Here is a 15160-nt window from a genome sequence, read left to right on the forward strand (position 1 = left end):
GATGAAATAGCTTATATTGCTACTGCAAAAATCATGGCTTTAACAGCCTATAGATTACTAAAAGAAAAAGCAAAGGAAGCTAAAAGAATTAAGGAAGAGTTTAAACCTGAGTTTACTATACATGAATATAAAGAATATATGGATAATTTTGAGGAAATATTTAAGGGCGATTATAAAAATGAATAAAACCGATAGCAGGCACATTTAGTGAATCAAGAATATATTGTTCACTAAATGTGCTTTATGTTTAAAAGATAGATATGTAAACATAAATATTAATTTGAAATATTATCTGCTATTGATTTGGTCCATTAATACAACAATCAAAGTTGATTTATGACACAGCAAAAGAAATAGCTATTCAAAAGTATTACATTTTTAGAACTATATTATAGGTATATTAAAAAGTTTAAAATATTTAAATAATCACAAAAAATACGTTTTTAAAAAAGGAAAATAAAGTCGAATGTAGAATTATATTATAGAAAAATTGAATTTTTGTAAAAAGGGAAGGGATGTTTATGAATAAAATTTTGGGCGGTATAAAGGGAAGGATTTTAATATCCACAGTATTAGTTGTTTTAATGACGGTTGTAAGTATAAGTGGAATAGCGGTTTATCAAGTAAATAAAAAGAATTATATTGATTATTTAAGTAATTCAAAACAACAAATGAATACAGTTTCTCAGGCAATCAATATTTTCTATGATCAAGTAGATAAAAATCTTGATATGCTTGCGACAAATCCTTTAGTAATGACGGCAGATGACAGCATAACTACTTATAAAGACACAAAAGAAGAAACACAAATGAAACCTTCTACTAATGGAGAACTTGAAAAAGCAATATACAAAGTATTTGAGCAATATGGAAATAGCCACGAAGGAACAAGTTATATATATCTAGGGACTAAGGATGGAAGATATATACAATGGCCAGAAACTACTACATTTGCAGGTTATGATCCAGTAAAAAGACCTTGGTATATCGAGGCTGAGAATAAAAATGGAAAGATTATTAGAACAGAGCCATATATTTTTAAATCTGAAATGCTTACAAGCAATGCTCGGTCATTTACAGATAAAGATGGAAAATTTATAGGAGCAATAGGCATTGATGTGAAGCAATCTAAAATTAGTGATATGTTAAATCAAATGAAGTTTGGGGAAACAGGATTTTCAATGATTATACATAATACAGGTGAAATAATGGCCGATGGAAAAAATCCTCAAAATAATTTTAAAAAAGTACAGGAAGTTGGCATTGATGGGTTAGATAAACTTTTAACTGATCAAACAAACCCGTTTGAAGTTTTGATTAATGGAGAAAAATATCTTGTAAATCCATATAAAGTGGAAGGAACTGATTGGATATTAGCATCATTTATTACTCAAAAAGAGTTAGATTCTGGTGCAAAAGAAATAATGAATGTAGTAGTAATCTCAGCAATAGCAATATTAATATTAGTAAGCATCTTAGCTAATTTTGTTTCTAGCAGCATAACAAAGCCTATTATAGCAGTTACAGGTAGAGTAAAAGATTTTGCAAATTTAGATTTTTCAAAAGATAATCAGCTAAATGACAAGTACATAAATAGAAAAGATGAAACTGGTGAAATGATAAGATCTCTTAAAACTATGAGAGAAAATGTAGCAGACTTTATTCAAAAAGCTGCAGATACAACAGAGCATATTGCTGCATCATCAGAAGAATTAACTGCTACTTCAGAACAAGCGGCTACTGCATCGGAGGAAGTTGCCAAAACTATTGATGAAATTGCAAAAGGGGCATCTGATCAAGCTACAGATACAGAAGTAGTAGCAAATAATATAGAAGAATTAGGTACTTTATTGGAGCAAGATTCAAATTATACAAAAGAACTAAATGTTGCAGCAGTTCAAATTGAAAAGCGAAAAGAAGAAGGCTTTTATATTTTGAAAGAACTTATTACTAAGACACAAGAAAATAGTAATGCATCAAGTAATGTTTATAATATTATAATGAGTAATAATGAAAGTGCAGAAAAAATTGAAAGTGCTAGTACTATGATTCAAAGTATTGCAGAACAGACAAATCTTTTAGCTTTAAATGCTGCAATAGAAGCAGCAAGAGCAGGTGAAGCTGGTAAAGGTTTTGCAGTTGTTGCAGATGAGATAAGAAAGCTTGCAGAACAATCAAATAACTTTACAAATGACATTAAAACTATAATAAATGAATTAAAGGCAAAATCACAAAGTGCAGTTGATTTGATGAAACAAACAAATCAGGTTGTTGAGGAACAAGCAGGTAGTGTTAAAGCAACAGAAGGAAAATTTGAAGGAATAGCAGAAGCGATAGATGTTATAAAAGACATAATTGCAAAACTTAATAATTCTACAGGTTTAATGGCGCAAAATAAAGATAAAATTATTGAATTAACACAAAATCTAGCAGCTATTTCTGAAGAGAATGCCGCTGGAACAGAAGAGACAGCTGCATCGATGGAAGAGCAATCTGCAACAATTCAGGAAATTGCAAACGCAGGTGAGAAATTATCTACAATTGCAGAGGATTTAAGATTAACAATAGATAAATTTAAAATTTAGTTTTTAAAAGAATATTTTACATTTCTATTAAATGTAGAATTGAGTGGTTCTATACCTAGAAATCAAAATAAGAATGTACAGTGGATTTATTACTGCGATAACAAAGAACTTTACAATATGAATAAATGAAAAAGGCAAAAAGAGCTAAAAGGATTAGGTTTTTTATTACAAAATTACAGGGAACATTACAAGGGAGAAAGAATTTCAACGGTAATGGATAGAGTAGGAAAAGACAAATTTATATCTGAAGTATTAAGCAGGCAATAAGACATTTATATTTGATGGTTTTTGTGAATCTTATGCTTAAGTATTGCACAGAGAGAAAGACTAGAAATTAGTTTATTCTCTCTTTTTTTTGGGGGGATAATTTATGTTTGTAACTATGTCACTTATATTTTCTAAATATTATATATGATAAAGTCGCGGAAGAAAATAAATAGATTGAAAATAATTTCATTAATTATAAATTATTTAACTAGTGAAAATTGACTATATAGTAATATTTATGATAAGATTTAAGAAAGAAGTAATTTTGTTAAAATACGCGGAAGTAATAATATTAAAAAAAGATGAATGAATATAGTAGATTTGGTTTTATTGTCATGAATTTGTATTTATTCAAGTTTTTTTATGATAACCATAATATTTATAAAATAAATAAGGTGCAACTACTGTAAGATATTTTTAATCTTTGCAAAATTAACTATTATTAATTCAATGCTTAGATAAAATAACTTTTATAAAAGTGAAAACTTTTAGCAGGATGATATTGCTCTTCGGAATTATGAAAAATTTATAACACAAAAAATTAATATTAAAAAATTTAATGATAATTAAGTTCTATTTTTGTACTCAAAAGTTCATTGTATCTTTGCGTATACAAGCTTCATCTTGAAGGAATATTGTGCCACTTAAGTGGACAGATTCGTCTAAGATACAAGTAGGTGAAGTTGTATTTCTATTAGAAAAACTTCAATTGAATCTTAGAATATATTTATGCACTTAGTTACAAGTTAGGAGATAAAATGATAAATAAAAGCAAAATTAAAAGCAAAGTAAAGATTATACCTCTAGGAGGGCTAGGGGAAATAGGAAAAAATTTAACTGTCTTTGAATATGAAGATGAGATAGTAATTATAGATTGTGGAATGTCGTTTCCGGATGAAGAACTTCTTGGAATTGATCTTGTACTTCCTGATATAACGTATTTACTAAGAAATAAGGATAAGATAAAGGGATTTTTTATAACTCATGGACATGAAGATCATATAGGTGGATTACCTTATGTTTTGAAGCAAATTAATGTTCCTATTTATGCTACAAAGTTAACTTTAGGGTTAATTGAAAGTAAATTAGAGGAGCATAATATTCTTAGTGATTGCACATTAAATATGGTTAAACCAGGTGATATAATAGAAACAGGCAATTTCAATATTGAATTTATTAGAACAAATCATAGTATAGCAGATAGTGTGTCAATTGCCTTGCATACACCTATAGGAATAATTGTTCATACTGGTGATTTTAAAATTGACTTTACTCCAATTGATGGAGAAATTATAGATTTGCAGAGATATGCACAGCTCGGAAAAAAAGGAGTACTGCTTTTAATGGCAGATAGTACTAATGCTACTCGTGCAGGTTATACAATGTCGGAAAAGACTGTAGGTGAAACTTTAGATAATCTATTTATTAAGGCAGATGGAAGAGTAATAGTAGCTACTTTCGCATCAAGTGTTCATAGAGTGCAGCAGATTGCTAATGCTTCTATAAAAAATGGTAGGAAGATTGCTTTTAGTGGAAGAAGCATGGAAAGAATATCTGAAGTTGCTATGTCACTAGGATATTTATTTATACCAGAAGAAATGATAATAGATTTAAATGACGTTAAAAAATATCCAAATGATAAAGTTACAATAATCACGACTGGAAGCCAGGGAGAACCTATGGCAGCGCTTACAAGAATAGCAGCAGGCAATCATAGGAGTATTCAACTAGAAAAGGGAGATACGGTTATCATATCATCAACGCCAATACCAGGTAATAAAAAGGCTGTATCGAGTGTTGTGGATGATTTAACAGAAAAGGGTGCTAAGGTAATATACGAAGCAATAGAGGATATACATGTTTCAGGCCATGCTTGTGAGCAAGAGCTTAGATTAATTCAGGCACTCTTAAAACCTAAATTTTTTGTACCAGTACATGGTGAATATAGGCATTTATTAAGTCATTCTAAGATTGCAGAAAATATGGGTATGGATAAATCGAATATTTTTATATTAGAAATAGGAGATGTATTAGAATTATCTAGAAATAAAGCAGAAATAGCTAACAAGGTACCAGCAGGTAGAGTTCTTATAGATGGCTTAGGTGTGGGTGATGTAGGTAATATTGTACTTCGAGATAGAAAGAATTTAGCAAAGGATGGTATTATAACAGTAGTTATTGTTATAAATAGAGAAAGTAGAACGGTAATATCTGGTCCAGATATAATTACAAGAGGTTTTGTATATGTTAGAGATTCAGAAGAGCTAATGAGAGAGATTAGGAGAATAGTTTCTAAGAGTGTAGAAAGATGTCTCGATAATGATGTAACTCAATGGTCAGAAATTAAGAGTTCCATAAGAAGAGAAGTAAATACTTATGTGTATACAAAGATGAAAAGAAAACCTATGGTTTTACCGGTAATTACTGAAATATAAAAGTTCATAGGTGATGAAGTTCGCCTTTAAATATCTTGTTTGAGATTGATGACTTCTACTATAATGAAATATAGTAGAAGTCTATTTATTTTTATTAGGGATGGATTAATCTCAAGATCAAGAAGAAGCTAACAATTCCACTGAACAAGATAAAAAAACGGAGAAGGATTTTGTTGTATATGATGAAAAGCTTAATAGAGTGAAATTGTCAGATTATAGGGGAAGATCTGCTGTAGTAAATTTTTGGGATAGCTGGTGTCTGCCTTGTAAAGAAGAAATGCCTCTTTTTAATGAGCTTTCAAGTAAATATAAAGAGGAACAATTAACTGTTTTAATGGTGGATTTAACAGATTGCCAAAGAGAAACTATGGATAGAGCTAAAGGATTTATGGCAGATAATGATTATAATATGAAAATTTTATTTGATAATGATGGCACTGCTTTAATAAATTATAATATTATATATATACCTAGAACTTTATTTATTGATAAAGATGGAAATATAGTTAAAGATCATTCAGGAGAAATAACTGAAGATGAATTAAAAAGTCAAGTGTAGTTATTATTGAGCGAATAAGGTAAATATTAAATTAAAATTAAAGTATTGAGTAATCAAAAAAGTAAAATATATGGTGATTAAGTCACAGAATTAATGTAAAAATAAGACTATACTTAAAGTATAGAAAAAAACAAAAATTTAAATTACAAATTGGAGGAGTTAGTTATGGCTAGAATAATAAGTAGTAATGAATTTATTGAAAATGTTGAGAACTCAAAAGGAATAGCAGTTGTTGATTTTTTTGCAACTTGGTGCGGACCATGTAAAATGTTAGCTCCAGTATTCGAAGAAGCTAGTATGGAAGTTAGAGGTAAAGCTAAATTCTTTAAAATTGATATAGATGAAAGTGAAAGCATAGCAGAAAAATATGGAATATCTGCAGTACCGACTATGATTGTATTTAAAGATGGGAGACCAGTAGAAAATTTAGCTGGATTTATGCCAAAACAAAATATACTAAATAAAGTGAAGGCGCATTTATAAATAATAGTATATAGGTGTAAATTCAGGTGGATTTTAAAACCCTACTTTGGGAGGTTTTGCTTTATATAGATAACTTTAATTAATAGATGAAGCCAGAGTTGCAAATAAAGCGGTGGAATATGTTTAATCCATCGCTTTATTTGTTATATCCCTGCGTATAGTTTCTTGTGATTATATATTTTTATATAATCATAGTTTTAATCACACTTATTTTTACATTTATCACAATCGGGATTATCTTGGTAAGATTCTAAATGAATCATAATTTCTGAGTGATCTAGAGAGTTTTTTATATCATTTTCAATCTTATCACATACGTCGTGAGCATCTTTAATTCGCATATTTTCAGGAAATACTAAATGTAATTCTATATACCTAACTCGTCCAGATTTTCTTGTTTTAAAGTTATGGTAATTACAATAAATACTGGAAAACTTATTTATACTGTTTTGAATAATTTTAATTTCATCATTAGATAACTTAACATCCAAAAGTGGATTGAATGCAGATATTAAAAGTTCAATGGCTTCTTTTAATATAAATATACCAACTAAGATAGCCACAATTGGATCTAAAAAATTCAACTTAGTTATCCATATAAGAAACAAACCAATTCCTACACCTAATGATGTATAAACATCAGCTTTTAAATGAAGAGCATCCGCTTCAAGAGCTATAGAATCTTCTTGTTTAGCGACTATATATATTTTTCTAGAAACCAAAAGATTTATAGCAGAAGAAATAAACATAACTATAAAGCCAAGGCCTATCGATTCCACGGCTCCAGGAATTATTAGTTTTTTTGCTGCTTCGAATATTATCCAAGCAGAAGCTGATAGTATAAGAATTGCCTCAATTACACCAGAAATATTTTCAACTTTTCCATGTCCATAAGGATGTATATCATCGGCTGGTTTATCAGATATTTTAACTGAAAAAAATGCTATTATAGCGGCTAATAAATCCATAGTCGAATGTATAGCTTCAGATATTATACTTACTGAACCAGTAGCAAGTCCCACAATTAATTTTAGAGTTATTAGGATGCTATTTGAAAATAGAGATAATCTTGCAACTTTAACTTTTGCATTCATATAAAACGCCTCCATATTTAACATAAGTTTTATCACTTGATAAAACAAATTAATAATATAATATATTTATATACATTAAAAGTCAAGGAGTGAGCGATGAACTGCGTTATCAATTGATAATGATAGCTATTGCATTAAGAAGTTATAAATGAAAGAAAACGGCCATTATCCAGGAAATTTGGATGGTATATATTTGAAGGAAATGGAGTAATATGTAATAAGATTTAAATCTTTATGTTGTAATTAGTAGCTGTTAAAAATCAAAAAGTGTGGCTTATAATACGAATATTTACCAAAATATAGAACATTCATAGAATTGTAACATATTATATTTTTGAAATAATAAACAAGGAAGAAAATATGAATAATGATATAATGTATTCGGTAGATTATTCATCTGAAACATCAGATTATGACTTAGAGGACAGATACAATAATAATTGGACATATCAGAATTCTAATTTCAGGTCTGTCCCATATTCTATGCTATTTGATGAAATGGAGTACGATTACAGAGCTGATATCCCACAATCAGCAACTGAAAATAGCAAAATGGATTTGAAAGACTATGGACCACAGCCTTTGGTAGTTAATATTGATAAAGCTACCAAGCAAAATACCAATTTTCGTACTGCTTTATGGACAGGAGAGCATTTTCAAGTTACATTAATGAGTATCAATGTAGGTGACGATATAGGTTTAGAAATCCATCCAGACACTGATCAATTCATACGTATTGAAGAGGGACAAGGAGTTGTTAAAATGGGAAGAAGCGAGGATAAACTAGAGTTTCAAGCAAACGCTAGAGATGACTTTGCAATCATGGTCCCTGCAGGAACTTGGCACAATGTTATTAACACAGGTACAAAACCTCTCAAAGTATACTCTATTTATGCGCCACCTCATCATCCACATGGCACAGTGCATGTAACTAAACCCTCTGAATAAGTTTTTAAAGAAAATTAAATTAATATAAGTCTAACCTAGTGTGAATTCATGGTCACGGGGTTAGACTTTTTTTATTCACTATGAAATTATATAGTTAGACAATCTGCGGATATTATGCCCTTTGAGAGTATAAATCATGAAAATGGCTGATTCAGAAAGTTAATTTTGATAGAGAATAAAAAATAAAATAAATTCGCCTGCATAAAATGTTCTTATATGCAGCATAGCTGCCATTTCTGATGTGCAGATTTTTCGCACATGCATTCGAAAAGGCAAATACGTAAAAGAGTACGTAATAATTATACTTATTGGTATAAAACTGTTAGAATTGCGTTAAGAAACTACAAGATATGACAAATAAATGCTATAATTAATTGTATTGTTGCAATAAATTATAACAAGAGGGGGAGCACGTTGCATGATGAAAAAGTTTAATTTAGGGACAAAAATAAGTATAATAATAGGATCAATAATCCTTGTGTGTTATATAGGAGTATTTGCAAGTATATTGGTACAAATAAAATCTAAAAGCATAATGGATAGCGAAAATTTAGCAAAAGAAATATCTTTATCCTATGCAGAGCAAATCACATCTAACTTTGAAAAGTTAGAAACAATAGGTAAGGATTTAAGAGGTTCACTAACCAATGAAATTAAGCTTAATTCACAGAACAGGGATCTGGTTATTGAAATGCAAAAGGAAATATTAAAGACAGATCCTGAAATTTTTGGTGTTACAGTTGCATTTGAGGCTAACGCGTTTGATGGAAAAGATGATTATTATAAAGGCAAAAAAGAGTTTGCAGAGGATGGAAAGTTTATACCGTATGCAAGTAGAGATGGTGATCAAATAGTAGTGTTACCAGCATATGATGAACAGACAGATATGACGTGGTACAATAAGCCAAAGGAATTAAGGGGGACTTATATTACAGAACCAACAGTGTATACAGTTAATGGACAAGATATATCCATGGTATCTTTAGCTATGCCTATATTAGATGATAGCGGAAAGTTTTTAGGAGTAATATCAATAGATTATAAACTTGATACATTAGAAAAACTTATATTGGAAAAAACACCACTTGGAGGCACAGTTGAACTAATATCTAACCAAGGTATTTATGTAGCAAGTGGTGAAGATCCAAGTCTAAAGATGAAAGATGCAAAGCAAAATAATGATACTTGGGCGAAAGTTATAAGTGAGACTTCACAAGGTAAAGAATTTTATACTTATGGAACTTCAATAAAAAAAGGACAGGAAGTTTTAATGGTAGCATATCCAGTTAACTTAGAAAATACAAAGACTAACTGGATACTATGCAGTCAAATTCCAAAAGAAAAAACATTAGAAAGTTATAATAAAATATTTAATGTTATTTTAATTTCAGCAGTTGCATCATTATTAATTGTTATATTTGTAATACATATTGTAGTTAAAAGAATGACAAAAGGAATAAGATACGCAGAAGAACAAATGGAGTTATTAGCTAAGGGAGATCTTACAGTAGAGCTCGATAAAAAATATGTGGATAGAGAAGATGAAATAGGAAAAATGTTTAAGTCCATAAATGAGATGCAAAAATCATTAAGGAATATAATATCTGGTGTTAAAGGTGAATGTAATGTAGTTTTAGATTCAATAAACTTTACACAAGGGAAAATAGAAGATTTAAATAATCAAATTTCAGATGTATCTGCTACAACTGAGGAGTTATCTGCAAGCATGGAGGAAACGGCAGCATCTACGGAGGAAGTAAATGCTTCATCAACAAATATGAAATCTATAATAAATACTATGGAATCGAGTGTTGAAAGTGGAGAGGTAACTGCAAAGGAAATTGAGGAAAGAGCTAAAAAACTTAAATCTGATGCATTACAATCAAGAGAACAATCTAGCAGCATAACTTCAAAAATGCAGGAAAGTTTAAGAATTGCTATGGAGAAATCTAAAGCAGTAGATAAAATAAATGAATTAACAGTTAGGATATTAGAAATAACTGATCAAACAAATCTATTAGCATTAAATGCAGCTATAGAATCAGCAAGAGCAGGGGAAGCTGGTAAAGGATTTGCTGTTGTTGCAGATGAAATAAGGAAACTTGCTGAAACCTCAAAGGAAACTACAATGGAAATACAGCAGATAAATAAAGAGGTTGTTATGGCTGTAAATGAACTTAAAGGAACATCAAATGAAGTAATTAATTTTATTGGAAATCAAGTGATGAAAGATTATAACAAACTTGTAGACACAGGAGAACAGTATAGAAATGATGCTATTGTATTTAATGAATTAGTTAGCACTATAGGTGAAATATCAGATGAACTTATTAATTCTACAGAAGATATTATAACAGCTATAAATGAAGTTGCAGAGGCAACTAATGAAGGTGCTACAGGAACAACTTTAATTGCAAATAAGTCAAATGAGGTAGTTAATTTAACAGAAGACGTTGTAGAACAAACACATAAGACAAAAGAATGTGCAGATAAATTATTAGAAGTAGTATCAATATTTAAAATATAGGGAATTAACATAAGGTGAATATAGTAGATTTATTTTACACAAATCTACTATATTCACCTTATGTGCTTAAACAAGAAGATTCATATGTTGAAATAAAAAGCATTTCATAACAAGATTTTCTAACTTTAGGTAAAAATTAATTTATAAATGAATAAAAAATAGACCACCTTCAAAGAATAAAATTGGAGGTGTTTTATTATGCAAGTAAATTTAACTCAAAAAGAAAAAATGTTGTTAGAAGATCAGAAAAGCCATGAAGAAATTTGTATACAAAAATATTCAAATTATGCTAATCAGGTACAGGATCTACAATTGAAACAAATTTGTAAGAATAATGAGCAAATTGAAAGGAGCCATCTTAATACAATTAATCAGTTACTAAGTGGCAATGTTCCACAGATGAATCAACAACAAGGTGGACAAAAAAACCAAGGTGTTGATCAAAATGTAAATAAATCTCAAACTGCTACAAGTAATTTGTCAGATAAGGAAATATGCTCAGATTTATTAATGACAGAAAAATATGTGTCAGGAGCTTATGATACTGCAATTTTTGAATTCAAGGATACTGAAGTACGAGATGTATTAAATCATATACAAAAAGAAGAACAAAAGCATGGAGAATCTATATTTAAGTATATGGAGAGTAAAGGCATGTATAATGTTCAATAATTAGAAAAACATTATTAAAAGTATAAGAAAGTTTAGCTTTTTTCAGGCTGAATTTTTTTGTACTTTTAATAATTTATATTTATGTTTTATTGGTTAAAATTGACTACATAAGAGTCTTAGTGATAAAATTTAATGAAAAGTTATTTGACTAAATAAGTTATAACAAAAATAATAACTTATTTTAAAATTTAAAACTAGAAACTATAAAATATGGTTTTTTATAATGGAGGGAAATAAATGATTTTTTTTGGACATTTAGGGTTAACCACTGAAGCGATAAAGGCATATGAAGTGATTTTACATAAAGATAGTAAGTTAAGTAACAAAGAAGTTTTGGTTGATTATAGATTTGTTTTGATTGGATCAATATTACCTGATATTATTGACAAGCCAATTGGGGCTGGGGTATTTCGCAGTGTATTTCATAATAGCCGAATATTTGGACATACTTTGATATTTTCTCTAGTTCTGATTTTGATAGGCATATATATGTTAAATAGAAATGGAAAAAATAATATTTTATTATTGGGCATCGCTAGTTCCATTCATTTAGTATTAGATAGCATGTGGTTATACCCTAAGATATTGTTTTGGCCATACTTTGGATGGAAGTTTCCTGCAAGACCAGAAGGCAATTGGGTAAATAGTGATATTGTTAGACTTATTACAGATCCGACTTATTATTTACCTGAATTAATAGGCTTTGCTATTATCGCATATTACTTTATAAGACTTTTTAGGAAAAAAGAAATAAGATGTTTTTTAAATAAAGGAAAGTTATAGAGTTAATCATGATAGGTATACTTGTGGGGCAAGGAATGACTTTTGATGAAGCAATTAGTAAGGTAGAAGATTGGGAAACATCTGGTATATCTAAACTTTTAGATAAGAGTAAAATGACTCAAAGTAAATGGAAAAATAATATCATATATCTGCAGAACGTTAAAAAACTCAAGTGATTCTAATAACAAATTACTTGAGTTTTAAATTTTATGCGTTGGCGTTCAAAAAAACAACTGCTAAGCGTGTGGTTCTGATTGTATTTAGTGAAATAAACTACATTAATCTAGAAGTGTAAAATTATTAGAAAATTTGAATTATTAATTCAAGATATTATGGTATAATACCTAATTATAGTAATTTATCTTGATGAAAGGAAAAGTATAATGAATTTTTCTACCTGTCATTATATAGTGTTTAAATATGGATACAAGTTTAAAAGAAGAAAGAGAAGTATTACTGCAGAAGAAAGATATAATAAAACAAGAATTAAAGGAAAAGAAACAAAAATTTGAAGAAGTTGGGGAAAAAATTAAGACTTTAAATAAACAAGTAAAGAGCTTTAGTGAAGAAAAGCAAGCTAATGAAAGAATATTTAGTTATTTGTCTCAAGATATTGAAAAATATGAAGAGTCGTTAATAGAGCCTTATTTTGGTAGAGTAGACTTTAGAGAAAATATGGGATTTACTGAAAGTATATATATTGGTAAAAAAGGTATAAGTAACAGCAAAGATGGAGAAGAAATTGTTGTTGACTGGAGAGCGCCAGTTTCAGATCTTTATTATAGTGGGACTGGTGGAGATGCATACTACAAGGCACCACAAGGAATAGTTGAAGGAAAGCTAGAATTAAAAAGAAAATTTTTATATAAGAATAGTGACATAGAAAAGGTATTTGATGAAGGAATAAATAACATCATTATAAATGAAGAAGAAGGGCAAAATTTAGTTGATGAGTTTTTAAAGATAAATCTTGAAGAAAGCAGTGGGAAAAAACTAAAAGAAGTTGTTGCAACAATACAGAAAGAACAAAATGAAATAATAAGATGGCCTAAAAATCTGCCTATAATAGTACAGGGGTCAGCAGGTTCAGGTAAGACAACAATAGCGTTACACAGGTTAGCTTATCTCATTTATAGATATAAAGAAAGCATGAGTGGAGATGAAATTTTAGTTTTAGCTCCTAATAAACTATTTCTAAGTTACATTTCAGATATTTTACCTAGCCTTGGAGCGGAGGAAGTAAATCAAAGTACCTTTGAGGAAATGGTATTATCAAAGTTAAAACTAAAAGGAAAAGTTTATAATAAGGATGAAAAATTATTAAGGATAATAGAAGAAAATGATGAAAATCTAAAAAAGCTTATTGTAAATTCAAGCAAAGTTAAAGGAACCATGCTATTTAAAACAATGCTTGATAGATATATAGCATTAATGGAAAAAGATGCAATTCATATTGAAGATATTAAAGTTGGAAATGAGATATTATTTCATAAAAAAGAAATAATGAGGTTATATATAAAAGATCTAAAAGCTTATCCTATTAACAAAAGAAAAAAGGAGATAAAAAGATATTTAAATTTAAAAATAAAAGAAAGAATAGAAAGTCTATTAATAGAAATAGATAATGAATGGGAAAAGAAAATAAGAGAAATAAGAAGAGAAAATGAAGATTCACCAGAAAGAAGAAAATCGCTTATAAGTCTATATGAAGAGAGAGACAAAATAAAGGAAAATGTAAAGAGTAACGGTAAAAAGGAATTTAATAATTACTTTAAAAATTGGAAGGATATAAATTCAAGAGATATCTATTATAATTTTTATAATGATGAGTTATTTGAAACAGCAACTGGAAGTAAGATTCCTAAGGTATTGTCAGATTACATGAAGGAAGAATTTAATAATAATTTTGAGAAGAATATAATCGATGAAGATGATTTGCCAGCTCTTGCATATATAAGAATTTTACTTGAAGGAATTGATGATGACGAAAAATTTAAATATATTATAGTAGATGAAGCTCAAGATTATAGTCCATTCCAAGTATACTTAGTTAATAGTTTTGCTAAAGGTAATGCGTTAACTTTAGTAGGAGATCTAGCTCAAGGAATTTATTATTATAAAGGTCTAAAGACATGGGAAGATATAACCAAACATGTCTTTGAAGGAAATGCAACATATATTCAGCTAACGCAAAGCTATAGATCAACAGTTGAAATAATTGATTTTGCAAAGAAAACATTACAGTCTCAAAACTTAGGGCTTAAAGATGCTAAACCAGTTTTAAGACATGGTGAAAAGCCTAAAGTAGTAAAAATTTCGAGTGGAGATGAATATATTTCAGCTATAGAGAAAATCATTAATGAAGTACAGAACTACGGAAAGAGAACAATAGCAATAATTACAAAAAATATGTTACAAGGTGAAGAAATATACAAACTCCTAAAAGAAAAAAGCAAATACAAATTTGAATTAATATTAGGAAAAGAAAAAGAAATAAAAGAAGATTTAATAATAATTCCATCATATTTAACAAAAGGATTAGAGTTTGATTGTACAATAATACTGAACCCAAGTGAAGACAACTATAAAGAAAATATTTTAGATGAAAGGTTATTATATGTTTCACTAACTAGGGCATTACATTTAGAATATATAGTAATAAAAGATGAAGCTACAAATTTAATTTAGAGAGAATTTATTTTCATAATTATATTCTCAACATTGCTAATAAAAGATAGGTATTGTTGAGATTATTAATATAGTAAAAAGCATAGGATAATATAACTTAAGATCAATATTTATATTAG

11 protein-coding genes, 1 pseudogene and 1 riboswitch are annotated in these 15160 nt (G+C 28.9%); of the genes and pseudogenes, 11 read left to right on the plus strand and 1 reads right to left on the minus strand.

Annotated elements, in window-relative coordinates; translation table 11 throughout:
- Positions 1–33: 33 nt before the first annotated feature.
- The 5 genes and pseudogenes from T483_RS31295 (at position 34) to trxA (ending at position 6329) form a co-directional block, all read left to right on the plus strand.
- On the plus strand, positions 34–186 hold the full coding sequence (locus T483_RS31295) for a hypothetical protein (RefSeq protein ID WP_155268537.1): 153 nt from the start codon (positions 34–36) through the stop codon (positions 184–186).
- Between the two features lie 335 nt (positions 187–521).
- On the plus strand, positions 522–2585 hold the full coding sequence (locus tag T483_RS0123450; RefSeq protein ID WP_026889011.1) for a methyl-accepting chemotaxis protein: 2064 nt from the start codon (positions 522–524) through the stop codon (positions 2583–2585).
- Between the two features lie 1025 nt (positions 2586–3610).
- The gene (locus T483_RS0123455; protein WP_026889012.1) at positions 3611–5287 is read left to right on the plus strand and encodes a ribonuclease J; all 1677 of its coding nucleotides are present in this window, start codon (positions 3611–3613) and stop codon (positions 5285–5287) included.
- Positions 5288–5352, plus strand: a riboswitch (Fluoride riboswitch).
- Positions 5353–5462: 110 nt separating this feature from the next.
- Positions 5463–5846, plus strand: a pseudogene (locus tag T483_RS29765) (TlpA disulfide reductase family protein); the annotation flags it as partial.
- Positions 5847–6011: 165 nt separating this feature from the next.
- Positions 6012–6329, plus strand: coding sequence for a thioredoxin (gene trxA, locus T483_RS0123465; protein ID WP_026889013.1), 318 nt, complete (start codon positions 6012–6014; stop codon positions 6327–6329).
- 197 nt (positions 6330–6526) lie between these two features.
- Here the strand turns inward: trxA and T483_RS0123470 are convergent, their stop codons facing one another.
- Complete coding sequence (locus tag T483_RS0123470) at positions 6527–7423, minus strand: cation diffusion facilitator family transporter (protein ID WP_026889014.1); 897 nt, start codon at positions 7421–7423, stop codon at positions 6527–6529.
- Between the two features lie 360 nt (positions 7424–7783).
- Between T483_RS0123470 and T483_RS0123475 the strand changes: the two genes are divergently transcribed.
- From T483_RS0123475 to helD, 6 genes are all read left to right on the plus strand, one after another.
- Complete coding sequence (locus T483_RS0123475) at positions 7784–8371, plus strand: cupin domain-containing protein (protein ID WP_026889015.1); 588 nt, start codon at positions 7784–7786, stop codon at positions 8369–8371.
- 418 nt (positions 8372–8789) lie between these two features.
- Positions 8790–10898 (plus strand): methyl-accepting chemotaxis protein, encoded by a 2109-nt coding sequence (locus T483_RS0123480; protein WP_026889016.1) that lies wholly within the window; start codon positions 8790–8792, stop codon positions 10896–10898.
- Positions 10899–11096: 198 nt separating this feature from the next.
- Positions 11097–11570, plus strand: coding sequence for a spore coat protein (locus tag T483_RS0123485; RefSeq protein ID WP_026889017.1), 474 nt, complete (start codon positions 11097–11099; stop codon positions 11568–11570).
- 237 nt (positions 11571–11807) lie between these two features.
- The gene (locus T483_RS0123490) at positions 11808–12353 is read left to right on the plus strand and encodes a metal-dependent hydrolase (protein WP_026889018.1); all 546 of its coding nucleotides are present in this window, start codon (positions 11808–11810) and stop codon (positions 12351–12353) included.
- Between the two features lie 8 nt (positions 12354–12361).
- Positions 12362–12529, plus strand: a complete 168-nt coding sequence (locus T483_RS31785; protein WP_196244917.1) for a hypothetical protein — start codon at positions 12362–12364, stop codon at positions 12527–12529.
- Positions 12530–12773: 244 nt separating this feature from the next.
- Positions 12774–15041, plus strand: a complete 2268-nt coding sequence (gene helD, locus T483_RS0123500; RefSeq protein WP_026889019.1) for an RNA polymerase recycling motor HelD — start codon at positions 12774–12776, stop codon at positions 15039–15041.
- Positions 15042–15160: the final 119 nt, after the last annotated feature.

Source organism: Clostridium beijerinckii HUN142, assembly GCF_000621745.1.
Lineage (GTDB): Bacteria > Bacillota > Clostridia > Clostridiales > Clostridiaceae > Clostridium > Clostridium beijerinckii_A.